The sequence below is a fragment of the Paraburkholderia sp. UYCP14C genome, assembly GCF_004197395.1.
Lineage (GTDB): Bacteria > Pseudomonadota > Gammaproteobacteria > Burkholderiales > Burkholderiaceae > Paraburkholderia.
The window spans coordinates 162,324-186,248 of the sequence record NZ_SELS01000005.1 but is presented as its reverse complement, the minus strand read 5'-3'; the positions used below and the strand labels follow the sequence as shown (position 1 = coordinate 186,248).

General features: G+C 64.7%; 25 protein-coding genes. 15 read left to right on the top strand and 10 right to left on the bottom strand.

The window, feature by feature from the left end; all coding sequences use genetic code 11:
- The first annotated feature begins 86 nt into the window (after positions 1-86).
- Complete coding sequence (locus tag EVC45_RS06570) at positions 87-1,295, top strand: ABC transporter substrate-binding protein (RefSeq protein ID WP_129957208.1); 1,209 nt, start codon at positions 87-89, stop codon at positions 1,293-1,295.
- Between the two features lie 109 nt (positions 1,296-1,404).
- Here the strand turns inward: EVC45_RS06570 and EVC45_RS06565 are convergent, their stop codons facing one another.
- Positions 1,405-1,656 carry a hypothetical protein gene (locus tag EVC45_RS06565; RefSeq protein WP_129957207.1) on the bottom strand — a complete coding sequence of 84 codons (252 nt, stop codon included), beginning with the start codon at positions 1,654-1,656 and terminating at the stop codon, positions 1,405-1,407.
- 195 nt (positions 1,657-1,851) lie between these two features.
- Here EVC45_RS06565 and EVC45_RS06560 point away from each other — a divergent pair, with 195 nt between their 5' ends.
- Positions 1,852-2,376, top strand: a complete 525-nt coding sequence (locus EVC45_RS06560; protein ID WP_129957206.1) for a DUF6496 domain-containing protein — start codon at positions 1,852-1,854, stop codon at positions 2,374-2,376.
- Positions 2,377-2,469: 93 nt separating this feature from the next.
- On the opposite strand, the gene EVC45_RS06555 is transcribed toward EVC45_RS06560, so the two are convergent.
- Complete coding sequence (locus tag EVC45_RS06555; protein WP_129957205.1) at positions 2,470-3,798, bottom strand: aspartate aminotransferase family protein; 1,329 nt, start codon at positions 3,796-3,798, stop codon at positions 2,470-2,472.
- Positions 3,799-3,986: 188 nt separating this feature from the next.
- Here EVC45_RS06555 and EVC45_RS06550 point away from each other — a divergent pair, with 188 nt between their 5' ends.
- On the top strand, positions 3,987-5,402 hold the full coding sequence (locus tag EVC45_RS06550) for a PLP-dependent aminotransferase family protein (RefSeq protein ID WP_129957204.1): 1,416 nt from the start codon (positions 3,987-3,989) through the stop codon (positions 5,400-5,402).
- 21 nt (positions 5,403-5,423) lie between these two features.
- On the opposite strand, the gene EVC45_RS06545 is transcribed toward EVC45_RS06550, so the two are convergent.
- Positions 5,424-6,047 carry a LysE family translocator gene (locus EVC45_RS06545; RefSeq protein ID WP_129957203.1) on the bottom strand — a complete coding sequence of 208 codons (624 nt, stop codon included), beginning with the start codon at positions 6,045-6,047 and terminating at the stop codon, positions 5,424-5,426.
- A gap of 260 nt (positions 6,048-6,307) precedes the next feature.
- Here EVC45_RS06545 and EVC45_RS06540 point away from each other — a divergent pair, with 260 nt between their 5' ends.
- Together EVC45_RS06540 and EVC45_RS06535 are read left to right on the top strand one after the other, a co-directional pair.
- Positions 6,308-7,210, top strand: a complete 903-nt coding sequence (locus tag EVC45_RS06540; protein WP_129957202.1) for a glutamate/aspartate ABC transporter substrate-binding protein — start codon at positions 6,308-6,310, stop codon at positions 7,208-7,210.
- 219 nt (positions 7,211-7,429) lie between these two features.
- Entirely contained in the window at positions 7,430-7,738 is a 309-nt protein-coding gene (locus tag EVC45_RS06535; RefSeq protein ID WP_248295045.1) for a hypothetical protein, read from the top strand.
- Positions 7,739-7,803: 65 nt separating this feature from the next.
- Here the strand turns inward: EVC45_RS06535 and EVC45_RS06530 are convergent, their stop codons facing one another.
- The 3 genes from EVC45_RS06530 to EVC45_RS06520 all read right to left on the bottom strand — a co-directional run bounded on the left by EVC45_RS06530 (position 7,804) and on the right by EVC45_RS06520 (position 11,305).
- On the bottom strand, positions 7,804-9,603 hold the full coding sequence (locus EVC45_RS06530) for a chloride channel protein (RefSeq protein ID WP_129957200.1): 1,800 nt from the start codon (positions 9,601-9,603) through the stop codon (positions 7,804-7,806).
- Positions 9,604-9,605: 2 nt separating this feature from the next.
- Positions 9,606-10,022 (bottom strand): MarR family winged helix-turn-helix transcriptional regulator, encoded by a 417-nt coding sequence (locus tag EVC45_RS06525; protein WP_129957199.1) that lies wholly within the window; start codon positions 10,020-10,022, stop codon positions 9,606-9,608.
- Between the two features lie 116 nt (positions 10,023-10,138).
- Positions 10,139-11,305, bottom strand: coding sequence for an HPP family protein (locus EVC45_RS06520; RefSeq protein ID WP_211193379.1), 1,167 nt, complete (start codon positions 11,303-11,305; stop codon positions 10,139-10,141).
- 299 nt (positions 11,306-11,604) lie between these two features.
- Here EVC45_RS06520 and EVC45_RS06515 point away from each other — a divergent pair, with 299 nt between their 5' ends.
- The 5 genes from EVC45_RS06515 to EVC45_RS45540 all read left to right on the top strand — a co-directional run bounded on the left by EVC45_RS06515 (position 11,605) and on the right by EVC45_RS45540 (position 15,008).
- Complete coding sequence (locus tag EVC45_RS06515; protein ID WP_129957197.1) at positions 11,605-11,922, top strand: DUF1840 domain-containing protein; 318 nt, start codon at positions 11,605-11,607, stop codon at positions 11,920-11,922.
- A gap of 132 nt (positions 11,923-12,054) precedes the next feature.
- Positions 12,055-12,282 carry a hypothetical protein gene (locus EVC45_RS06510; protein ID WP_248295044.1) on the top strand — a complete coding sequence of 76 codons (228 nt, stop codon included), beginning with the start codon at positions 12,055-12,057 and terminating at the stop codon, positions 12,280-12,282.
- 120 nt (positions 12,283-12,402) lie between these two features.
- Positions 12,403-14,208 (top strand): chloride channel protein, encoded by a 1,806-nt coding sequence (locus tag EVC45_RS06505; protein ID WP_129957195.1) that lies wholly within the window; start codon positions 12,403-12,405, stop codon positions 14,206-14,208.
- 114 nt (positions 14,209-14,322) lie between these two features.
- A complete protein-coding gene (locus tag EVC45_RS06500) occupies positions 14,323-14,817 on the top strand; it encodes a universal stress protein (RefSeq protein WP_129957194.1) in 495 nt (164 codons plus the stop codon).
- 53 nt (positions 14,818-14,870) lie between these two features.
- Positions 14,871-15,008: a hypothetical protein gene (locus EVC45_RS45540; protein WP_168991420.1), complete on the top strand. Its 138-nt coding sequence runs from the start codon at positions 14,871-14,873 to the stop codon at positions 15,006-15,008.
- A gap of 182 nt (positions 15,009-15,190) precedes the next feature.
- Here EVC45_RS45540 and EVC45_RS06495 read toward each other — a convergent pair whose 3' ends face one another.
- The gene (locus tag EVC45_RS06495; protein WP_248295043.1) at positions 15,191-16,828 is read right to left on the bottom strand and encodes a TonB-dependent siderophore receptor; all 1,638 of its coding nucleotides are present in this window, start codon (positions 16,826-16,828) and stop codon (positions 15,191-15,193) included.
- A 146-nt stretch (positions 16,829-16,974) separates the two neighbouring features.
- Between EVC45_RS06495 and EVC45_RS06490 the strand changes: the two genes are divergently transcribed.
- Positions 16,975-17,406, top strand: a complete 432-nt coding sequence (locus EVC45_RS06490) for a response regulator (RefSeq protein ID WP_129957193.1) — start codon at positions 16,975-16,977, stop codon at positions 17,404-17,406.
- A 123-nt stretch (positions 17,407-17,529) separates the two neighbouring features.
- On the opposite strand, the gene EVC45_RS06485 is transcribed toward EVC45_RS06490, so the two are convergent.
- Positions 17,530-18,270 carry a DUF4410 domain-containing protein gene (locus tag EVC45_RS06485; protein ID WP_248295053.1) on the bottom strand — a complete coding sequence of 247 codons (741 nt, stop codon included), beginning with the start codon at positions 18,268-18,270 and terminating at the stop codon, positions 17,530-17,532.
- Here EVC45_RS06485 and EVC45_RS46600 point away from each other — a divergent pair.
- A complete protein-coding gene (locus EVC45_RS46600) occupies positions 18,194-18,424 on the top strand; it encodes a hypothetical protein (RefSeq protein WP_248295054.1) in 231 nt (76 codons plus the stop codon). The two genes, EVC45_RS06485 and EVC45_RS46600, sit on opposite strands and share 77 nt — an antisense overlap.
- A 553-nt stretch (positions 18,425-18,977) precedes the next feature.
- On the opposite strand, the gene EVC45_RS06480 is transcribed toward EVC45_RS46600, so the two are convergent.
- On the bottom strand, positions 18,978-19,430 hold the full coding sequence (locus tag EVC45_RS06480; RefSeq protein WP_129957191.1) for a hypothetical protein: 453 nt from the start codon (positions 19,428-19,430) through the stop codon (positions 18,978-18,980).
- A gap of 366 nt (positions 19,431-19,796) precedes the next feature.
- On the opposite strand from EVC45_RS06480, the gene phaP reads away from it, so the two are divergent.
- The 3 genes from phaP (at position 19,797) to EVC45_RS06465 (ending at position 22,517) form a co-directional block, all read left to right on the top strand.
- Entirely contained in the window at positions 19,797-20,222 is a 426-nt protein-coding gene (gene phaP, locus EVC45_RS06475) for a phasin family protein (RefSeq protein ID WP_129957190.1), read from the top strand.
- Positions 20,223-20,748: 526 nt separating this feature from the next.
- On the top strand, positions 20,749-21,198 hold the full coding sequence (locus tag EVC45_RS06470) for a DUF2844 domain-containing protein (protein WP_211193384.1): 450 nt from the start codon (positions 20,749-20,751) through the stop codon (positions 21,196-21,198).
- A gap of 11 nt (positions 21,199-21,209) precedes the next feature.
- On the top strand, positions 21,210-22,517 hold the full coding sequence (locus EVC45_RS06465; RefSeq protein ID WP_168991419.1) for a DUF3443 domain-containing protein: 1,308 nt from the start codon (positions 21,210-21,212) through the stop codon (positions 22,515-22,517).
- 78 nt (positions 22,518-22,595) lie between these two features.
- Here EVC45_RS06465 and EVC45_RS06460 read toward each other — a convergent pair whose 3' ends face one another.
- Positions 22,596-23,696, bottom strand: a complete 1,101-nt coding sequence (locus EVC45_RS06460; protein ID WP_129957188.1) for a putative zinc-binding metallopeptidase — start codon at positions 23,694-23,696, stop codon at positions 22,596-22,598.
- Between the last annotated feature and the right edge of the window lie 229 nt (positions 23,697-23,925).

Sequence of the window (23,925 nt, the reverse complement as noted above, 5' to 3'; positions counted from 1 at the left end):
GCAGATCCACATGGCCGCGCGCTTGCACGCCCACACGTTCGCACGTCTGACAAAAACCACCATTCCTTCAGAAAACGGAGAAACGCATGACCACGCGCGCAGGATGGATCTCTCGCCTCATGGTGTCGACCGTGTGCTCGTTCGCCGCCCTGAGCGCGAGCGCACAGCAAACCATCAAGATCGGCGAGATCAATAGCTACAAGGCACAGCCCGCCTTTCTCGGGCCTTACAAGCAAGGCTGGAATCTCGCGCTCGAGCAGGTGAACGCGGCGGGCGGCGTGCTGGGCAAGCAGCTCGAAGTGGTGTCGCGCGACGACGGCGGCAACCCCGGCGACACGATCCGCGTCGCCCAGGAGCTGATCGCGCGCGAGCAGGTGCAACTGCTGTTCGGCGGCTTCCTGTCGAACACCGGTCTCGCGCTCGCCGATTTCGCGAAGCAGAAGAAGATCTTCTTCCTCGCCGCCGAACCGCTGACCGACAAGATCGTCTGGGCCGACGGCAACAAATACACGTACCGTCTGCGTCCTTCGACCTACATGCAGGTCGCGATGCTGGTGCCCGAAGCCGCGAAGCTGAAGAAGAAGCGCTGGGCGATCGTCTACCCGAACTACGAGTACGGGCAATCGGCGGTGGCGACCTTCAAGAAGCTGCTGACGGCCGCGCAGCCGGACGTGCAGTTCGTGGTCGAACAGGCGACGCCGCTCGGCAACGTCGACGCGGGCGCCGTGACCCAGGCGATCGCCGACGCGAAGCCCGACGCGATCTTCAACGTGCTGTTCGGCGCCGACCTCGGCAAGTTCGTGCGCGAGGGCAATACGCGCGGGCTCTTCAAGGATCGCGCGGTGGTGTCGCTGCTGACCGGCGAGCCCGACTACCTCGATCCGCTTGGCGCCGAAGCGCCGACCGGCTGGATCGTGACCGGCTATCCGTGGTATTCGCTCGATACGGCCGCGAACAAGCAGTTCGTCGATGCGTATCAGGCCAAGTATCACGACTATCCGAGGCTTGGCTCGGTGGTCGGCTATTCGGCGCTGATGTCGATCGCGGACGGGATCAAGAAGGCGGGTTCGACCGATCCCGACAAACTCGCCGCCGCGTTCAAGGGGCTCAACGTGCAGACGCCGTTCGGGCCGATCATGTACCGCGCGCAGGACAATCAGTCGACGATGGGCGCGTATGTCGGCGTGACCGGTGTGAAGGACGGCAAGGGCGTGATGACGTCGTACCGCTACGTGGATGGCGCGAGCGTGCAGCCATCGGATGCCGAGGTGAAGAAGCTGCGGCCGGCGGATTGAAGGCGTGGCGCGCGGCGGTCGGTCGTGACTGCCGCGCGATGGCTGGGTGAATCCTGATGCCTGTGCGCTCGCGGCGACCTGTGAAAATGAAGGTTGCCGCGGGCGAAAACTACTCTTCCGCGTCGTGCTCCGTGACGAAGCGCCTCAGATAAGCGAGCACGGCCGCTTCCATCGCGCGATGATCGGCGGTGTTTTTCGAACCGGCGTTTTCTTCGTCGCCGAACAGTGTGGACGGCGCATTGTGCACGTCCACTTCCTGCCCCTCGCGAAACACGCGAATTTCGTGGACGTCTTCGACGTACTCGGCGATCCAGTGCACGCCCTCGATATGTGTGCCAGCGCGAACGGTAGCGATCTTCATGGCTGTCTCCATGCAAGGCGGTCGATTTGAGTTAGCGCTTCAGCGCCTATTCCCGTCTCATGTCCACAACCATACGCCGTCCCGCCGACGCACGCGAGTCCCGCCGCGCGACTGCCGCCCGACCTCGTTGCGGAGGAGTACTCCGGCACGCTCGTTGCTGAACGATAGAGCCATACCCACAACCGGAGAACCGTCATGCCAGAGCAGAAAACCTTGAAGCGTGCCGCGGCCGATAAACGTGCCGGCAAATCAGCGAGTACTCAAGCGGGAGAGTTCGTCAAGGAACAGGTGGACAAGGTCCGCGCCGGCAAGCACGGCGTGCGCTCGGCGAAGCAGGCGATCGCGATCGGGCTGTCCGAGGCGCGCCGCGCGGGCGTCGACCTGAAGCCGCCGAAGAAGGGCACCACGAGCGAGGCGACCCGCAAGAAAGCGCAGAAGGACAGCGCGGCGCGCAAGCAGGTCGGCGCCGCGAAGAAGAGCGCGAGCACGGAGTCGAGCGCGAAACGCTCGCGCGTGTCGGAGAGCGTGCTCAAGCGCGAGAGCAAGGCCGGGGCGTCGTCGGCGGCGATGTCGAAGCAGGCGAAGTCGGCGGCGGCCAGGCGACCCGCCGCGAGCCGCTCCGCCGCAGCCAAAAAGGCCGCGGCGACGAAGGGCGCGGCTGGACGCTCCGCTGCCGCGAAAAAGGCCGCGCAGACGCGGGCGGCGCGAGCTCATCACTGAGCTTGGGACTTGCAAAGCGGCAGCAATGAAAAAGAGCGGCGGCACGCATGCGCGTGCCGCCGCTCTTTTGTTGTCGCCTGGTGGCGCGCCTGCTTATTGCACCGTCGCCAGCACGTCGCCAACCGTACGGAACAGCCGCGCGATCTGCTCTTCGTCGATGATCAGCGGCGGCGAGAACGCGAGGATGTCGCCGGTGAAGCGGATCAGCACGCCCGCCTCGAAGCATTTGACGAACGCCTCGTAAGCGCGCGCACCGGGTGCACCGTCGCGCGATTCGAGTTCGATGCCTGCGACGAGGCCGAGGTTGCGCACGTCCTTCACGTGCTTCGCGCCGCGCAGCCCATGCGCGGCGGCTTCGAACGTCGGGGCGAGGCTGGCCGCGCGCTCGAACAGCTGCTCGCGGCGGTACAGATCGAGCGTCGCGATCGCGGCCGCGGCAGCGGCCGGATGCGCCGAGTAGGTGTAGCCGTGGAACAGCTCGATCGCGCCCGGCGCGCCGTTGCCGACGACCGTGTCGTGGATGGTGCGGCTCGCCGCGACCGCGCCCATCGGAATCGCCGCGTTGTTGATCGCCTTCGCCATCGTGATCAGGTCCGGCGTGACGCCGAAGTACTCGCTGGCGGTCGCCTTGCCGACGCGGCCGAAGCCCGTGATCACCTCGTCGAAGATCAGCAGGATGCCGTGCTTCGTGCAGATCTCGCGCAGCTTCTGCAGATAGCCTTGCGGCGGAATCAGCACGCCGGTCGAGCCGGCCACCGGTTCGACGATCACCGCGGCGATCGTCGAAGCGTCGTGCAGCGCGACGATGCGCTCCAGATCCTCGGCCAGGTGCGCGCCCCATGCGGGCTGGCCCTTCGAGAACGCATTGTGTTCGAGGTTGTGCGTGTGCGGCAGATGATCGACCGCCGGCAACAGCGCGCCCGAAAACGTCTTGCGATTCGGCGCGATGCCGCCGACCGAAATGCCGCCGAAGCCGACGCCGTGATAGCCGCGCTCGCGGCCGATCAGACGCGTGCGCTGACCTTCGCCGCGCGCGCGATGGTAGGCGAGCGCGATTTTCAGCGCGGTGTCGACCGATTCGGAGCCCGAGTTCGTGAAGAAGATGCGGTCGAGCCCTTCCGGCATCAGCTCGGCAACTTTCGTCGCCGCTTCGAACGCGAGCGGGTGGCCCATCTGGAAGGTCGGCGCGAAGTCGAGCGTCGATAGCTGCTGGGTGATCGCGGCGACGATTTCATCGCGGCCATGGCCGGCGTTCACGCACCACAGCCCGGCGCAGCCGTCGAGAATCTCACGCCCGTCGGTGCTTCGGTAGTACAAGCCCTTGGCCGATTCCAGCAGGCGCGGCGCGGCCTTGAACTGGCGATTGGCGGTGAAGGGCATCCAGAACGACGACAGATCGTCGATGACGGGGCGCGAAGTCATGGCATTTCCTCGAAGTGGGCGTGGGATGGAGCGTTGAGCGTAGCCAAACTGTAGCGTCCGCGGTTTAATGGCGGCATAAACAGTTGACGAAGTGTGGTGTTAACTGTGCTGGCGGATTCGCGCGAACTGTTCCGGTGGGCGGGCGGTCCGCGATCCGCCTTTTTGCCGCTGGTTTTTCGCCCGACAACATGATCGAACTGGACCTTCAACGCGACCGGCGCGCGGCGCCGACGCTCGTCGAACAGGTCGTGCAAGGCTTCGCGCGCGCGATCGACGCGCAGTCGCTGCGCGCGGGCGCGCTGCTGCCATCGGTGCGGCAGCTTGCGCAAAGCCACGCGCTGAGCACCTTTACGGTGACCGAGGCGTACAACCGGCTCGTGTCGATGGGGCTCGTGGTCGCGCGGCGCGGCTCCGGCTATCGGGTGGCGGCGCGCTCGCCGGCGACGCGCGCGGCCGTCGCCGACTGGACGCCGCCGAGCCTGACCGCGACGTGGCTGCTGTCCGATGTGTTCGCCGATCACTCGGTGCCGATCAAGGCCGGCTGCGGCTGGCTGCCGAGCGAATGGATCAACGAGAGCGGCCTGCATCACTCGCTGCGCGCGTTGAGCCGGGTGCCCGCGGCGCGCCTCGGCGACTACGGCCATCCGTACGGTTTCGCGCCGCTGCGCGAGCGCATCGCCGAACAGCTCGACCGGCTCGGGCTACCCGTCGACGTCTCGAACGTGTTGCTCACGCAGGGTGCGACGCAGGGGCTCGATCTGATCGTGCGTACGCTGCTGCGTGCGGGCGATGCGGTGATCGTCGAGGATCCCGGCTACTGCAACCTGCTGCAGATCCTGAAGCTCGCCGGGCTGGTCGTGCACGGCGTGCCGCGTACGCCGGCCGGTGTCGACACGGACGTGCTCGCGACGCTGGTCGAGCGTCACAAGCCGAAGGCGATCTTCGTCAACACCACGCTGCAGAATCCGACCGGCGCGACCTTCGGCATGTCGGCCGCGTTCCGCTTGCTGCAGATCGCCGAGCGCGAGCGCATCTGGGTGATCGAGGACGACGTGAGCCGCGAACTGGCGCCGGCCGGCGCGCCGCTGCTGGCGGCGATGGAAGGGCTGCAGCGCGTGGTGCACGTCGGCGGCTTTTCGAAGACGGTGACGCCGGCGCTGCGCTGCGGCTACGTGGTCGCCGAGCAGGCGGTACTGCGCGAACTTGCGCGCACGAAGATGGCGGTGGGGCTGACGTCGTCGGAAACGATCGAGCGGATCGTCGACAAGGTGCTGGTGGAAGGGCGCTACGCACGCCACGTCGAGACGGTCAACGAACGGCTGAAGCTTGCCCACGTGGCGCTCGAAGAACGGCTCGACGCGCTCGGGCTCGAGGTGTTTCACCGGCCGCGCGCGGGGCTCTTCATGCTGGCGCGTCTGCCGATCGAAGCGGAGCGGGCGGCCGAGGTGGCGACCGCCGCGCTCGCGCACGGCATCTGGCTCGCGCCGGGCTCCTATTTCCGTCCCGACGACGCGCCGAGCGCGTGGTTCCGCTTCAACGCGCCGTATTCGACCGACGACGCGTTGTGGCGCTTCGTCGAGCGGGTCGGGCAGGGGGCGTGGTAGACGCCGCGGCGCGCTGGCTGCTCAGCCGCCGTGCCCCAACAGCTTCAGCGCGATCGGATACAGCGACGCCACCAGCAGCAGCGCCATCGCGATGTTGAAGACGCGCAGCCGCTTCGGGTTCGACAGTACCTCGCGCATCGCGGTGCCGAAACCGGCCCACACGCAGATGCACGGGAAGCCGATTACATAGAACACCGCGGCCATCGCAACGGCGTTCATGCCGAAGCTGTTGCTCAGATGGATCGTCGTCGCGGCGGTCAGCACCATCATCCACGCCTTCGGATTGACCCACTGAAACGCGATCGCCTCATGAAAGCGCATCGGGCGACGCTCGCCGCTCCTGAGCTTCAGCTCGCCCGACGTGCCGATCTTCCACGCCAGATACAGCAGATAAGCAACGCTGACGACTTCGAGCACCGTGTACAGCACGGGGAAATGCACGAACGCCTCGCCGAGGCCGACCCCGACCGACAGCATCAACAGCACCACGCCGGCGCTGATGCCGGACAGATGCGGCAGCGTGCGGCGAAAGCCGAAATTGACGCCCGACGCGAGCAGCATCGTATTGTTCGGACCGGGCGTGATCGAGGTGACGAGCGCGAACAGAATGCCGGCGGGCAGCGCGCTGAGAGTGACGAAAGACATGGGGGCTCCGGTGTCGCCAACAGAAAACGGTGAAGCTCATTCTAGCGACAGGTCCCGGTACAGTACCTGTACGGTTTTGAAAATGGTGTCCGGTACGGATCGGCGATGACTTTTATGGACCGGAAGACCTCGCCGCGCGGTGCTTCAACTCTTGGTGGTTAACATATGTTGCAATTAATTTTTTAATGGCAACATATGTAGACGTCTGGTACGGCAGCCCGCCATCCATCAGCAACCTGCCGCACGTTTTGGAGATACCCATGCAAGTGATGAATTGGTCCGCTGTTGCCGTGATCGTGGCGGCAAGCTCGGCGAGTGCCGGCGCGTTCGCGCAGGACGCGGCGTCCACGCTCGCGAAGATCCAGCAAAGCGGCGTGATCGCGATCGGCCATCGCGAGACCTCGGTGCCGTTCTCGTACGTCGATGCGAACAACGAGGTGATCGGCTTTTCGCAGGACCTGTGCAACAAGGTCATCGATGCGGTCAAGGCGAAAACGAAGCGCCCGGACCTGAAGGTGCGCTTCATCCCGGTGACCTCGCAGAATCGCATTCCGCTCGTCCAGAACGGCACCGTCGATCTCGAATGCGGCGTGACGACCAATCTCGCCGCGCGCCAAAGCCAGGTGACGTTCGGCGACACGTTCTTCGTCGCGACGACGCGTCTTCTGACGCGCAAGGACTCGGGCATCAAGGACTTTCCGGATCTCGCGGGCAAGACGGTCGTGACGAATCAGGGCACGACATCGGAGCGAATCCTGCGCAAGATGAACGAAGACAAGAAGATGAACATGCAGATCATTAGCGCGAAGGATTACGGCGAAGGGCGCCTCACGCTCGAAAGCGGCCGTGCCGTCGCGTACATGATGGATGACGTATTGCTTGCCGGTACCCGCACGCTGACCGCGAAACCGTCGGACTGGATCATCACCGGCACGCCGCAGTCGTCGGAAGCGTACGGCTTCATGATGCGCCGCGACGACCCCGAGTTCAGAAAGCTCGTCGACGACACGCTCGAACGGACGATGAAAGGACCGGAAATCCACACGATGTACGACCGCTGGTTCGTGAAGCCGGTGCCGCCGAAGAACATCAGCTTCGATTTTCCGATGAGCGAGTCGCTGAAGCAGCTTTACGCGACGCCGAACGACAAGGCGCTCGAATAACGGCTTTTGCCGCTATCGCGTGCGGGAATGGGATTTTGTGTGGTAGTCCTTTGCTCTTTCTTCTATACCTGGTAGAGGCGGCGCGTTTCGGTTGAGCGTCGCCTATAGCGGGAACGGAGGTGCAAAGTGATGAAGCCGGTGGAAACTTCGCGGCACGGACGCATTATCGTCAGTGGAATTCTTCGGGCTGCGCTGGCGTTGGCAGGCGGCGTATTCGTGATGTCTGCAAATGCCGACGCGCAACTGCGCGCGATCACGATCGTATCGGGCACCTATGGCGCGAATTGCGGCGCGCCGAATGGCAATCTGACTCGCGAGCTCGCGCGTCATTGCAATGGACGGGAGACTTGCAATTACCCGCTGCCGGGCCTACACAAAGGCGGCACGACGATGGCGTGCCCACGCGACTTCCATGCCGAATGGCATTGCGATCACGCGGACTTTCATACTGCGGCTCTGAGTCCCGGCGCGAAATCGGGCGATACGCTCGTGCTGGGTTGCGTCGAGTCGCGCGGCGCGGGCAAGTAGCTCCATCCACAGTAAAAAGGCCGAGGCCCTAACGGGGCTCGGCCTTGGTTTGTTTCGCGGTCTTTTTAGCTGGTTTTACGAACCGGCTCGAAGCGCCGCTTGGTTCGCGACGGCCCGATACGACGGAAACGCTCCCGCTTGTGTTCTTCTTCGAAGTGAGCAAGCGATGGCTTGACCAGGTCGCTGCGCGACACGATGCCGACCAGACGCATGCTGCTGCTATCGGCGACCACCGGCAGGCGTTCGAGCCCCAGCACGGCGAGGCGTGTCGCCACCAGCCGGCAGGTTTCGGATGGCAACGCGAAAGCGGTATTGTGCTGCGCGAACACGTCGGCGAGCGTCATCGCGCGCTTGCGCTCCGCGTCCTCGGCGCAGAAGCGTTCGAGCAACATGCGCTCGGCCACGCCGATCACCGCGCCGTCGCGCACCACCGGATATGCGCGGCGCAGCTGGTTCGCGCCGAACAGCGTTTGCAGTGTTGCGCCGACCGTCGTGGCGGCATCGACCGATTCGACCGAGGCGGTCATTACCTCGTCGACATAGTGGCGCTCGAGCGGATCGACACCGTACTCGCGATAGATGTGATAACCGCGTCGCGCGATTTTCTCGGTCATGATCGAGCGACGCATCACGACCGTGGAGAAGCCATGCGCGATCAGCGTTGCCGTCAGCAGCGGCAGCAGCGCGTTGGCGTCGTGCGTGAGGCCGAACGCGAAGACGATGGCCGTCAGCGGCGCGCCGAGCGTGGCGCCAAGCGTCGCGGCCATGCAGACGAGCGGCCACAGCGCCGGCTCGCTGCCCGGCAGCCAGTGCGCGAGCACCGTGCCGAGCCCGGCCCCGAGCATCAGCAGCGGCGCGAGAACGCCGCCCGAGGTGCCCGAGCCGAGCGCGATGACCCACATCACCGCCTTCACGGCGAGCAGCAAAAGCGCTACTTGCACCGCGATGTGCTGATGCAGCAGATCGCCGATCACGTCGTAACCGACGCCAAGCGCGCGCGGTTCGAGCCAGCCGCCAATCCCGACCACGATGCCGCCGAGCGCGGGCCACCACATCCAGTGGATCGGCAGCTTGCCGAACAGGTCTTCCACCTTGTAAAGCGCGGCGGACAGCCCGGACGCCAAGGCGCCCGACAACACGCCAGCGATGGCGCACGACAGCAGCGACCAGCCATCGGGCGCGGCGGTCTGCAGCGGAAACAACGGACCGGTACCGAAGAAGATCGCGCGGGCGAAGCCAGCGACCGCGCAGGCCACCGCGACCGGCAGAAAGCTGCGCGGCCGCCATTCGAACAGCAACAACTCGACCGCGAGCAGCACGGCCGCGACCGGCGTGCCGAACACCGCGGTCATGCCGGCCGCGGCGCCGGCCACGAGCAGCGTCTTGCGTTCCGCCGACGTGACCTTCACGCACTGCGCGATCAGCGAGCCGAGTGCGCCGCCGGTCATGATGATTGGGCCCTCCGCGCCGAACGGCCCGCCGCTGCCGATCACGATGCCCGACGACAACGGCTTGAGCACCGCCACTTTCGGCGACATCTTGCTCTTGCCGAACAGGATTGCTTCGATCGCCTCGGGAATGCCGTGGCCGCGAATCTTTTCGGAGCCGAAGCGCGCCATCAGGCCGACGATCAAACCGCCGATCACCGGCACGCCGATCACCCACAGGCCGAGCGTGTTGGTGGCGGGCGAGCGGTCGGCGAACGACAGCGTCTGAAAGAAAAACAGGTTGGTGAAGAGGTGAATCAGGTTCAGCAGAACAAAAGCGGCAACTGTGCTGACCACGCCGATGCACGCGGCGAGCGCGAATATGCCGGGTAGCCGTGCATTCGCCGCGAAGTCGCGTTTGTGGGAATCCATGCTCATGATTAGTCGAGGTCGATCTGTGGAATCTGGAAGGCGCCTTCGAGCGATCTCAATTCGGCGCGGTGCAGTTCCGCGAGCCGCTCGAGTACCCGCTCTCCCGCTTTTTCGATGTGTACTTCAACCTGGCGGCGATCGGTCTCGCTGACCTGGCGGCGCACGAGACTCAGTGCCTCGCAGCGCGATACCAGTGCGACGACGCCGTGATGTTGCGCCTGCAGACGCTCCGCGAGTTCGCCGACGGTCGCCCAGTCGCGCTCAGGGTAGCCCTTGATATGCAGCAACAACAGGTATTGCAACGGCGTGATGCCCTCGTTCTGTGCGGCCTGCTCGGAAAAGCGTTCGAAGCGCCGCATCTGGTAGCGAAACTCCGACAACTGCTCGAAATCGCTCTTGACGAGCTTGCGAGTCCGTACTTTCATGGGATGTCCGTCGATGTGAAAAAGCCGAAAATATATCACATCATGATGTATTTGGGTGGATTGCGGCCGTGGCGACGGCATCGCGCGGCAGGTCTCCTTGCTCTTTTAGTCGAAAATCAGGCCGCCTCGCGGGCTCGGGTGGCGGTTTGCCGATACAGGCCGGAGATCAGGTCCACCTGCGTGATCATGCCGACCACGCGGCCCGCGCGATCGAGCACTGGCACGTGGTGATGGCCGAAGTTCGCGAACATCGGCACGAGCTCGGTGATCGGATCGGTGGCCGCGACCGTGCAGACGTCGCTGGTCATCACGCTGCCGACGTTCGACGTGCGCAGCGCATCGCCGCGCAGCCAGCCGTCGAAATAGTTCAGGATCGGACCGAGCGCGCCGAAGCTTTTCCTGTCGACGAAGTCGGCGCGCGTGACGATGCCGAGCAGCTTCTGGCCCGCGTCGACGACCGGCAGCGCCTTCACGTTGTGGCGCCTGAACAGCTCCCACGCGGCGGCGGCGCGCGTGCCCGGCGAGACCGACACGACGTGGCGCGACATCACGTCTTCGCAGCGCAGTTCGTTGAAGCTGCGCGAGAAAGCCTGCAATTGCGTTTCGCGCAGTAGCGAATAGAGATCGTCGGTGTCGATGTCGAGCAGTTCGTCACGGCGCCCGAGCACGGCTTTGACGTCGTCGCGCGTGAAGCCGACTCGCGCCGCTTCGTCGGCGGCCTGGCTCGGCGTCGCGCGATCCTGGCGGCCCGCGTGCGGATAGCGGTGGCCGGTCGCCGCATGGTAGACGAGCGCCCCAAACAGCAGCGCGGCCGACTGGATCGCGATAGGTTCGAGCACGAAGCGGTAGCCGAGCGCATGAATGACCGGGCCGCCCAGCACCGCGGTCAATGCGACCGCGCCCGACGGCGGATGCACGCAGCGCAGCGCGAACATGCCGCAGATCGACAGCGACACCGCGAGGGCGGCCGCCAGCGTCGGATCGCCGATCAGCATCGCGCAGGTCACGCCGATCGTCGCGGACACGAGGTTGCCGCCGATGATCGACCACGGCTGCGCGAGCGGGCTCGCAGGCACCGCGAACAGCAGCACGGCGGAAGCGCCCATCGGCGCGACCAGCAGCGGAATCTTCGCGGCGGAACCGAGCAGCAGATACATCAGACCACCGGTGAACGCGATGCCGAGCAGCGCGCCCAGGCAAGAACGCGCACGCTCGTGCCATTTCACGGTAACCGGTGCGGGGACGAAGCTGGCAAGCCAGCTGGAAACAGATGTGCGGGACAAGATAGGAGCAGAAAGTAGTCGATGATGCCGGGCCCGACATTACCGGGGAAACCCTGGCAACGCGAATACACTCTGGTCATGATTATATTTCAATATGATATAAAAAGTTCTCCGGCCGCTTCATGGCGCGGAAAAACCATCGTATTTCGCAAACAGTCGGGAGCGCGGCAGGGGCTGTCAACGATGGACCCGGTTGGCCCTGCGTGCGTTCTTTTTTATCACGTTGTGATATAAAATGATGGCAGATGGATTGAGAGATTCGTTGGCCCGTTGCCGGATACTTCTATAAAGGAGCCATCATGATGATCACATTTCAATCGACGGCGTCGCCGGACGTCGTCATGCTCAGAGATCTCGCGCAATATCTGCTAGGCCTGATCGGCAAGCGGCTCGGCGAGCGTGGCGTCATCAGCCACGACGAACTGCCCCACGCGATCGATCGGCTCGAAGCCGCCATCACTGAAGACGCGGCCGCGGAAACGACGCTCGAAGCATTGCACTGCTCACCGAGCAATCAACGCGAGTCACGCAACCGCTTGTCGCAACGCGCATGGCCTTTTCTGGACATGATGCGTGCGGCGCGCAAGTCGGATGCGGACATCATCTGGGGGCTGTAGTTTGTCGAAGGAATCGCGATGAAACGATCCGGGTCGCGTCGACGTTTGGCAATCCTCCTTATTTCGGTTTGCGCCGTTCCTTTTGCCTATGCGTTCTCCGCCGAACAGGAGAACGGTCCTTACCAGCAGCCAATGCGCGACTCATGTCCCGCGTCGTGTGACACGGGGGTGAGAAGCAGCGTGATCGGCGTGTATGGCGGCACCGTCGTCGACCAGTTGTCCAGTGGGGCGGTGGTGCTCGTGAAATGGCCGAACGGTTCGCCGCACGAAGCATGGGGCGATCGCTCGCATGGCTATCGCTTGCCCGTCGATCCCGCGGCAGACGCCGCTCATGTTTTCTTTCTGTGGCCGGAGTCGTAGCGCGGCGGTCCTGACAGCTGCGCCGCGCAACCGCATGCGTTCAGGTACGGCTAATGCATGCCCGATGCTGTTACGACGGCGCACGAATTCCCCATCTTGATCCGACCACGAGGAGCGGCAGTGCAGACCAACGCGTCAAAAGGCGACTTCGCCACCGATACCCGGCTTCTGCGAATCACGGCGATTGCCGCCGTGGTCGGCATGCTCAGCACGTTCGCCGCGGACTTTCTGCTGCACCTGATCCGCTTTTTCACCAACCTGTTCTTCTTTCAGACGCTATCGATCGCGGACCGCTCGCCCGCCGGCCATACGTTAGGGCTGTGGGTGGTCGTCGTGCCGGTCGTCGGCGGTCTGATCGTCGGGTTGATGGCGCGCTTCGGTTCGGAGCAGATTCGCGGGCACGGCATTCCCGAAGCGATCGAGGCGATCCTGTTCGGCAAGAGCAGGATGTCACCGAAGGTGGCCGTGCTGAAGCCGTTGGCGTCCGCGATCGCGATCGGCAGCGGCGGGCCGTTCGGCGCCGAAGGGCCGATCATCATGACGGGTGGCGCGCTCGGGTCGTTGATCGCGCAGTTCTTCCATCTGTCGAGCAGCGAGCGCAAGACGCTGCTGGTGGCGGGCGCGGTCGCCGGCATGACCGCGGTGTTCGGCACGCCTGTTGCCGCCGTGTTGCTCGCGGTCGAACTGCTGCTGTTCGAACTGCGGCCGCGCAGTCTGCTGCCGGTTGCGGTGTCGTGCGCGGTGGCGGGCTTTTCGCGGCCGCTATTGCTGGCCAGCGGCCCGTTGTTTCCGCTGCAGACTTTGCCGCTCGGCGCGCTCGGACTCGCGTCGTGCGCGCTCGCGGGGCTGATCGCCGGCGCGCTGTCGTGGGGATTGTCGACGATGCTCTACAAGGTCGAGGATGCGTTCGGGCGGCTGCCGTTTCACTGGATGTGGTGGCCCGCGCTCGGCGGTGTCGCTGTCGGTATCGGCGGCTATTTCCAGCCGCGTACGCTGGGCGTCGGCTATGACGTGATCGGCGATCTGCTGATGCATCACCTCGCCGTGCGCGTGGTGCTGGCGATCGTGCTGGTCAAGGCGGTGATCTGGGTGATCGCGCTGGCCTCGGGCACCTCCGGCGGCGTGCTCGCACCGTTGCTGATGATGGGCGCGGGCGTCGGCGCGGTGCTCGGTCCGGCGATGCCGGGTGGCGACCCCGCCGTCTGGCCGCTGGTGTTCATGGCGGCGGCGCTCGGCGGCATGATGCGCGCGCCGATCATGGCGGTCGTGTTCGCGTTCGAACTGACGCACGACGCCAATGCGTTGCTGCCGCTGCTGACGGCCGCCGCGGTGTCGTACGGCTTCACGGTGCTGTTCATGCGCCGCTCGATTCTGACGGAAAAGATCGCGCGACGCGGATATCACATCTATCGCGAGTACGGTATCGATCCGCTCGAGCGTCATCACGTGGATGAAGTGATGACGCGTACGGTGAAGACGATCGATGCGAGCCTCAGCGTCGCCGACGCACTCGCACAGTACTTCGGCTCGACGCAGATTCATCGCGCGTATCCGGTGGTGCAAGCGGGCCGGTTAGTCGGCATGGCGGATCGGCGGATGCTGAGCGCCGCGCTCGACGACGGCCGCGCGACGGCGACGGTAGGCGAACTGTGCGCGAGCGACGCGAACCTCACGAACGAACAGATCGACATCGCGTTGCCGGAAGAGACCTGCCGGCATGTCGCCGCGCGTCTGGCCGCGCGTTCGCTCGATCGCGTGCCGGTCGTCGCCGATGCATCCAGCTTTCGGCTGATCGGTATCGTGTCGCGCCACGATCTCGTCAAACCCTCGCTGTCGATCTTCAACGAGGAACGCGAGCGGGAACGGTTTCGTCGCATTTCGCTATTCCAGGGCAGGGATTCGGTTGCCGCCGAACCTCGCGAATAGAGCCTTTTTAACGGCGTTTCTGTAGGTATTTGCATGCATCAGTGCCGAGCGGTATATATCACAGATTGACATATAATCGAATGATTATGTGCCGCGCGGCGCAAGGAGGTTCTCATGTCGAGCTTCAAGCGCATTCTTCTCTGTTACGACGGAACACGCGAAGGACAACACGCGTTGAAGGACGGTGCCGCTCTCGCGCAAGACCTGAACGCGGAAGTGCACCTGCTTTCCGTGCTCAACAATACGGCCTGGATGCAGGGCGCGGACATCACGTCCGCCGTGCCGGTCGATTTCATCAACGAATCCGCCAAATCGCTGCTCGACGAAGGTTTGCAGAAACTCGCCGCACGCGGAATTCGCGCGACGGGTCATCTCGCGATCGGCGAGCCTCTTGATGAGATTCCGTTTTACGCCAATGATCTGAAGGCCGATCTGGTCGTCGTCGGTCACCGCCGCAGTCACGGACTCGCGCGCTGGTGGAGCGGCCGCCACGACGGGCTGCTGCTCGATCGCGTGACGTGCAGCGTACTGGTGACGATGGGCGCGGCAACCGATGCGCCGGGCGCGGTCGCAAGCACCGGCGAGACCGTGCGGTCCACCGAGCATTGATGATCGTTGTGGTGTAGGTGTTGAGTTGCGTTGCGTTGGCACGGAGGCACACCATGAAAGACGTCGACGAACAGTTCAATCATCCGCAGCCCGTCAAGCACAGCGATAACGAAAAGAGCAAGCTGCCGCAGCGCGCCGACGATGCGCAGCGGCCGAGGAAAAAACCCGAAGGCGAGCCGCCGGTCGAGTGACGTAAGGCGGCACCAAGCCGTTCAGATCACGCGTAAACACAAAAACGCTGCGAGACCCGCAAGCCTGGCAGCGTTTTAGTCATGCATGCGAGCCGGCCGGTTCAGGCGACCGAGATCAGGTCAGACAATCAGAAGTCGGTGCTGACCGACAACAGGAACGTCCGCGGCGCACCCTGCGTCAGCTAAGTCGTCGCACCGTAGGCCGACACGGCAGACCAGTAGGCCTTGTTCGTCACGTTTTCCACGGTGGCGCGGAACGTCGTCCTCTTGCCGTAGATGGACGTCTCGTAGCGCGCGCCCAGGTCGAAGCGATTCCACGACGGGATCGACAGCGTGTTGGCCGCGTTCGCTTCCTGCGCACCGGTATGGATCCAGCGCGCGTTGACGGCGAGCCCCGGCACCGTCGGAATGTCGTAATCGGCGCTCAGATTGAACAGGAAGGTTGGGACGCCGACCGGACGATTGCCGTCGTAGAGTCCGCCTTGCGTATTCTCGAGCGTCGCGTTCATCAGCGAAGCGCCGGCCAGCAGCCGCAGGCCCTTGAGTGGCTCGCCGTGCACTTCGGCTTCGAGTCCGCGATGGCGTTCGTTGCCATTCAGCCCATAGATGTGCGTGACCGGGTCGGTGAATGCCGACGGCTGTTCGATCTGGAACGCCGCAAACGACGCGCCGAGCCTTTCGGTGTCGTACTTGACGCCGACTTCCCACTGCCTGGTGCGGACCGGCGCCAGTTGTTGACCGTAGTTGACCGTGCCCGCCGGCGCGATGCTGCCCGCGGCCAGCGCTTCGCTGCGGTTCGCGAAGATCGAAATGCTCTGCGTCGGCCGCAGCACGAGGCCGAACAGCGGCGTGGTGATGCCGTCGCTGTAGTTGCCGCTGCCGATGCCCGTGTTGTCGTAGTTGGCCGTCGAGATTTGCTGGCGACGCGCGCCGACCGTGAACAGCACGCGGTCATGCAGGAAGCCGAGCGTGTCGGACGCGGACACGCTGCGGATCACCGTGGTGGCGGTCATGCCCGGATCGGCCAGGTTGCCGCCCGACATCGTCGTGGGCGGGTAGGGCGTCTGCGCCGTGTTGTACAGCGAGACCGGACCCATGAACGCGTAGGTCCACGCGGAGTTGGTGTCCTCGCTCGTGATGGCGCCGCCCACCGCGACCCTGTGCGATACCGGGCCGGTGTCGAAACGGCCGCGCACGCCGACTTGAGCGGAGGTCGAATTCTGGTTGTACGGCACGCCGAGACGGGCGCCAGTAACGCCGGCCGACGAATAGGTCGGGTTGTAGTATTCGCCGTTTTCGACCGTGCGACGCACGCCGCCGGTCGCATAAGCAGTCCAGCCGGGCAGGAAATCGTACTCGGCCTTCAGGATGCCGACGGTGTCTTCGAGGTTCGTGTACGACCAGTTCTGCCCGTAGTTGTACGTCGCCGGCGGCACGGCGGGAATCGCGTCGGTGAAGTAGACGACCGGCCGGCCGTCGCTGACGTGCTCGCGCTGATACAGGAAGTCGCCGGACAGACGCAGCTTGTCGCCGCGCCAGTCGAGCGCGATCGCGGTGGTGTTGTCGCGACGGTGCTCGCCGTCGATGCTCGTCTCGCCGTCGTGATTCGCCTGGTTCACGCGAATCCCGAACTGGCCTTCGCTGCCGAAGCGTCGGCCGACGTCGACATGCGCGCCGAACTCGCCGGAGCCGCTGGTTTCGAGCGTCACGTTGGTCGTCGGGGTGTCTTCGGCCCTTTTGAGCTGCACGTTGATGCCGCCGCCGATCGCCGAGCCCGTCGGCGATGCGCCGTTCAGGAACGCGTTTGCGCCCTTGAACACGTCGACCCGCAACGATTGACAGAACAGATGGCAAAAGTGGGTGTTTCTGATGGCGTTGGACCGCCACGACGCGCGGATCTGACGGCTCCGCAGCCGAGGTACGGCGCTTGCTGCCCATCGAAAGGTTCAGTCGCAGGCCGCCATACATGTCACGAAATCCGACTACCTGCCAGAGGTGGAGCGCCCGAGAGGTCCAGCTATTGCATGACGTGCCCCGCGTGCTCGTCGTCGACGACAACGAGAACGCCGCCGAAGCGCTTGCCACCTGGCTTTCCTACGAGGGCGTCGAGGCGCGCGCCGCGACAGGCTGCACGGCGGCGCTGCACTGCGTGCGCAACTGGGTGCCCGATGTCGTCGTGCTCGACATCATGATGCCGGAGCGCGACGGCTACGAAACGGCGAGCGCGCTGCGCCGCTATCTACCGACGCACAGCCTTGGCATCGTCGCGTTCACGTCGCTTGACGAAGACCACGTGAGGGAAACCGGCCGCGAGCGTCACAACTTCGACGGCTATTGCCAGAAGGGCACCGCGCCGGCCACGCTGCTCGCCCTGTTGCGACGGTTGTGGCGCGGATAGCGACGGGTGCGCGTAGATAAAAAAACGCGGCGGTGTGGACTTCGCTCCACACCGCCGCGTCTTTCAAACCGTGCTCTTTGGTCGGGTGCGCAGTCCGCCGCACAGCCCGCCAGGCTCAACCGCTCAGCTCTTCTGCGCGGCCTGCATCCAGCCGGCTTCGACGCCGAACTGAGCAATCTGTTTCGCGACCGCATCGCCCAGGCGCTTTGCATCGTCCGACACACCCGCGCGCTTCGTTTCGGTCACGCCGTGCAGGCCCGCGCCGGCCGCTGCCGCGGTCGCGACGGTGCCGGCCGCCGCACCGACCCCGGCGGTTTCGACCATGCCCGGCATCTTGCCGCTGTCCGCGTTGGCCGTGAAGCTTTGCACCACGCGCGGCGCGCCGACAGCGGGTTGGTAAACGATCCGCACCTCGCTGCTCACCTCGCTCTTGCCCGCGCCCAAGCCGATCAGCGTACGGCGGCGGCGATTGCCGGCGTCGATGGTCTCGAAGCTGCCTTGCACGAGCAGCACGTTCTGGCCGGCGGGCACCGGCGCGTCGGCGCGCACCGCGTGCAGACCCTTCGCCTGCAGTTGGTGCACGATCTCGTCGGCGACCTGCTCGCGCACCTGCGCGGCGTCGGCAACCTGCTTCTGCGCGTCCGAGGAGCCCGACAACTGCGTCTTCAGTTTCTGCAGCATGCCGTGGTTATCGAGCTTGACCTGCTGCGGATCGGCATCGAACGCGTACACGTAGATCGTGTCCGGATGCATGGTCGACTGCGTGCCGGCGTCGGCCGTCGCGGACATGCCCGTCGTGCTCAGATTCGTGACGCTGGCGCCGGCGCAGCCGCTCAGCAGCGCGCCGCTGCACACGAGTGCCATGCAGGTGAAACGGACGGCGTTCTTTTTGATGAAGTTCACTGAAGTCAACATGATGATCCTGTCGTCGGCACGCGGTGCCAGTCTGTTCGAGTCCATCGCCGATGATCGGGCAACCGAGGGATCGTCGATCATCGGCGAAGGGATTCGCACGTAAGGACTATCGATCTCATGCGTCTGTGTTTCGTCACGCACCGGCAGCGAACGAAGTATGGGTGAGGGGCCCGTCGAACTCCATTCAACAATTATTTCGAGCGATGTCACGGCGAAACGAGGCGCGAAGCGCGGCCGTGCGCGGCACCTTGCACGGCGAAGCGCGACGCGAAACGGCGGGGGAGCGAGACGAAGAAGAGGGCGTGGACGTCGAGTCGCCGATCAGTTCAAAGCGAGCTTGACGATGCAGCACAGCACGAATACGAGCAGGGCGGCGGCAATGGCGATGTCCAGCGGATAGCGCATTCCTTCACCCTGTCCTGACGTTGCAAAGCCCCTATCGTAATCACCTGACGGAAGATGAGAAGTGCCAGTGATGCGCCAATGTGGGCCAGCCAACGTAGTCCCCGGGAGCCGCTCGGGGCGGGGCTGCGGGAGCGCTTCCAACGGTCCGCAAGAGGCGGAGATCGCCCGGTCATCCGAACGCGCTCGCATAGGCCGGGGCAAAAAAGAGCGCTACTTGGCGCGGCGCTCCATTCGCGATTCGCGATAAAAAATTATTGCGGTTGCGCCGTTGGCGGCGCCGGCGGCGTGCCATGCGGCGCCTTGTTCGCCGCCGCGAGATCTTCGGCGAGACTCGTGCGCAGCGTCGCGATCGCCTGCTCGGGATTGGCGGGCTTCAACTGCTCGCGCGCCAGCGAGTCGTACACGTAGTGACGCAGCATCGGGTCCTGGGTCTTGTTGAGCACGTCGTGGTAGACCGCGACGATCTCCCCTTCGTGGCCGTTCAGCGCATACAGACGGCGCAACTGTTCGAGATCGTTGATCACCGCGAAGGTCGGGCTCGGGTGACCCATCATCGGACCATGCCGCGGCGGCCCGTCGCCGCGCGGGCCGCCGTCGTGCATGGCGGAGGGCGGGGCCGGCGACATGGCGTCGTCGGCGAGCGCGGCCGTCGCGCTGATGCCAAGAATCGCGGCCACGGCCGCGCTGAAGAATACTTTTCTCATGATGTCGCTCCCATCGAAAACAGCTCCGGTGCCACGATGGACCGGCTCCCCGCAACGATAGTCGACCCCTTGATCGGTCGGGTTACGAAAGCCATTCAGTAACTTTCCGAGCCTTTCGCTGCGCGCCGCTTAGCGGCGCGCAGCGCGGTTCTCGAAGCGACGCGCGTCGCCGCGGACCGATATGCGTCAGGGTGAGTCCGCTGGCGCAACGCAGCCGGATAGCGCATGATTGCTGCGATGTGCCGTGCGACCCCAAAAGCACGTCCGCGTGGCGGCGAGCGCGGCACAGCAGCCGCCGGCATCGGCGTCGCGCCTGGTGTGGGCGGCGCAGAGGCGATGAATCTTCAACCGCAAGGAGGATTTCGCATGGACCGACCCGATGCAGCCAACCCGTTTGGCGATCTGACCAAAATGCTTGAACAGTTCAAGCTCCCCGGTTTCGACGTGCCCGCCATCATGGAAGCGCGCCGCAAGGACATGGAAGCGCTGGTTCAGGCGAATCAGACAGCATTCCAGGGCATGCAGTCGCTCGCGCAGAAACAGGCCGACATGCTGCGCACCACGCTGGGCGAGCTACAGGCGTTGACGACCCAGCTCACGGCGGCAGGCGCCGCGCCGTCGAGTAAAACCGCGGAGCTGATCCAGCAGAGCCTGCACAAATCCCTCGCCGACATGCAACAGCTCGCGCAAGCCGCGTATCAGACGCAGGCGGAGTCGTATGCGGTGATCGCGAAACGCGTAGAGGAGAACGTGCAGGAGCTGAAGTCGCTTCTTCAGCAGCAGAAGAAGTAGCACGCGCCGCGAGTTCCGAACGATCTACGTCGCTAAGGGCCTGCACAGGCCCTTAGCGATTTTTTTTTGCCCGTCGCGATTCGTGTCGCAAGTCGCATGTAGTCAGAGGAATGCGCACATGACTTGCCCGTTATTCAGAAGACGCTTACATCGATAAGAAACGTTACTCACATTCGCAGCTTTTACGCGTGGCGCCCGCAGTTTCCGCAGTCTGTGAGTTTTAAATGTCAGACGGAAACGGAATAAGCGTCAAAGCATTGTCGCTAAACGGCTTTGTCCACCCTGATCAAAAGTAGCCGAACCATTCGGGGCCCGCGAAAGGTTTAAATCGCGTAGCAAACGATTGCCGCCCCCCATTCCCCTGACTAAAGTTTCGCCTCGCCCTTCCGTAGACGCATTCACGCAACCCAACCGGCGTGAAAGCAACCCGGCTCAGCCGGCCAGGTGTGCGCCCCTAGTTTCGCGTTTGCGATCGGCTTCAGGCCGGTCGCGGCGTTTCACCTCGAAGGGAAATCTCTTGAAACCGATGCTTCTTACCCGCATTGCCTGCGCAATGCTCGGGGCATGCTGCGCGTTGCCGTTCGCCGCGCACGCGACGCTCGGCCATGGCGCCAGCACCGTCGACGGCGATCAGACGCGCCTGCACGCGGTCGCGCACGCGGCCAGCGCACAAGGCGCGTATTCGGTGCATACGCTGACGCTGCCCTCCGGCACCGAGGTGCGCGAGTACGTGGCGGCCAACGGCATCGTGTTCGGCGTCGCGTGGGATGGTCCGACGCTGCCCGACCTGAAGGCGATGCTCGGCGCGTCCTTCGACGCCTACGTCGCCGCCAGCGCAACGCGGCGCGGCGTGCCGCTGGCGGTGTCGAGCAGCGACCTCGTGGTGTTCTCGAGCGGCCATCTGCGCGCGTTCACCGGCTACGCGTATCTGCCGCGGGCGGTGCCCGCGGGCGTCGACGTCAGCGTCGTTCAATAACGGAGCGAATCATGCGATCCAGGTCTTCGTGGATGAACCTGCTGGGCGCGGCGCCCGTCGTGGTTTTGGCGCTGCTGTTGAGCGCGTGCGGCGGGGGCGGCGGGGGTGGCAGCGCGAGCACCACGGCCAATTCGGGCACCTCCAGCAGCTCGAACGGTTCGGGCAGCTCGACCAGTTCGTCGGGTTCGACTGTGACCAACACGTCGCCGTCGCCGCAGGTGCTGGCCGCCAACGCGGTGCGCGTGACTGTCGACTCGGGCATCAGCAGCGTGCCGAATATGCCGTTCGTCAGCATCACGATCTGCGCGCCCGGCACCAGCACCTGCCAGACGATCGATCACGTGCTCGTCGATACCGGCTCGTGGGGCGTGCGCGTGTTCGCGTCGCAATTGCCCGCGTCGATGAGCCTGCCGCAGCAAAAGGACGGTTCGGGCAACCTCGTCGCCGAATGCATGCAGTTCTTCGACGGCTACACGTGGGGCGCGGTGAAGCTCGCCGACGTGCAGATCGCCGGCGAGAAAGCCGCGTCGCTGCCGATCCAGGTGATCGATCCGGGCTACGCGTCGCTGCCGGGCGATTGCGCGGCCGTCGGCGCGGCGCGCAACACGCCGGCCGCGTTGCAGGCGAACGGCATTCTCGGCATCGGCGTGTTCAAGCACGACTGCGGCGCGAACTGCGTGCAGCAGGCGATCCCCGCGACCTACTACGGATGCAGCGGCACCAGTTGCTCGTCGATACCGCTCGCGGAAACATACCAGGTGGCCAATCCGGTGCCGTACTTCGCGACCGACAACAACGGCTCGATGCTGAGTCTGCCGACCGTGTCGGGCGGCGCGCCATCGGTGTCGGGCGAGCTGGTGTTCGGCATCGGCACGCAAAGCAACAATGGGCTCGGCGGGGCGCAGGTGATCGGCGTGAGTCCGTCGAACGGCACGTTCACGACGGTGCAGAACGGCACGACATACACGCGCAGCATCATGGACAGCGGCTCGACCGGACTCTTCTTCCAGACCGGCTCGATGTCGCCCTGCCCGAGCCCGAACAGCGCGTATTACTGCCCAGGCTCGACGCAGCAGTTGAGCGCGATGATCGAAGGCGTGAACGGCACGACGAGCGCGGTGACGTTCAACGTCGGCAACGCGCTGTCGATTGCACAGACCTATAACGGCGACTCGGCATTGCCGCTGCTCGCGGGACCGGCATTCGTCACGTCGACGGTGTTCGACTGGGGCCTGCCGTTCTTCTATGGCCGCAACGTGTATGCGGCGATCGAGCAGCAGTCGACGCCGGGTGGGACGGGGCCTTATGTGGCCTACTGAGGTGACGTAGCCGATTGCTCGCTGCGCGATGACGAGCGTCCACAACGCCCGCTGCCGTCGGTCCGGCGGCGGGCGTTTTTACGCGCTGATGGGTTCGCGGTCACCAGGTTTGTCGCGCTTGCCGGCCGCCGCCGCGATCACGCGATGCACGAAGCGCAGCTTGTCGACCACGGGCGCGGCCAACGTGAACGGATAGCCGTCGGGCATGCCGAGACTGCGGTTCAGACTGTTCAGCGCATAGGTGAGCGGAAACCAGCGCTTCATCAGATTGCCGAAGCTCGCATCCTCGACCGGCGTGCGGTCAGTCAGCGTCGGCTCGCTCGGATCGTCGGGCAGCAGCGCGAGTCCGTACGACGTCGACGTATCGAGCACATCGACGATCAGCAGATAGTGCGCCCACGTCTCCGCCCAGTCTTCCCACGGATGCATCGTCGCGTACGCGCTGATGTACGACGTCTGCCAGTCGGCCGGCGCGCCGTCGCGATAGTAGGCGTTCAGCGCTTCGCCGTAGTCGGCCTGCTCGTCGCCGAACAGCTGGCGAAACGGTTCGAGCCAGCGCGGCTCGTGTTCGATCAGCTGGCTGTAGAAATAGTGGCCGGTCTCGTGGCGGAAGTGGCCTAGCAGCGTGCGGTACGGTTCGCCCATCGAGGTGCGCACTTTCTCGCGATGCGCGTCGTCGGCCTCGGCGATGTTCAGCGTGATCAGTCCGTTGTCGTGACCGGTCATCACGGGCTCGCCGTCGCCGCCGTCGGCGAGAAATTCGAACGCGAGGCCGCGCTCGGGGTCCGCGTCGCGCGATTGCACATCGACGCCAAGCTCGCCCAGCGTGTACAGCAGGCGCCGCTTCGCGACTTCGAGCCGATACCAGTAGAGCCGGTTTTCCGGTTCGCTCAGGTTCGGAATCGTGCGGGTCAACTGGCAGGCGTGGCACAGCGTGTCAGGCGAATCGGCCGGGATCATCCAGTTGCAGACGTTTTCGACCGCGTAGTTGTGGCATTGCCGGAACAGCGCGCCGTTCGCCTCGGGATGCAGACTGCGCCAGCGGCCGTCGCCGGCGTCTTCGAACGCGCTGATCTCCCGCTGCTCCGGCAGATAGCCGAGCAGCGACTCGCAGCGCTCGCAGCGGACGTTCTCGTAGAACACGAGTTGCGCGCAGCGATTGCAGTGGAAGGTTTTCATCGGACGGGCCTCGTGAACGATGCGATGTCGTGCGCGGTGATCAGCCATTGTGAGCGGGATCATCGGTGCGATAGAGGACGAAAGCCGGTCGCAATCTTCATGCCGCGATTGCCAGACGTCACCGCTTTAACGCACAGTACGGTCATCATCGTGCATCGGTGCTGCGCCGCTTTGGTGCACGGTCCGACGCGACCAGGCGGCAAGCCGGCGGCAACGGAAGAGATACGCA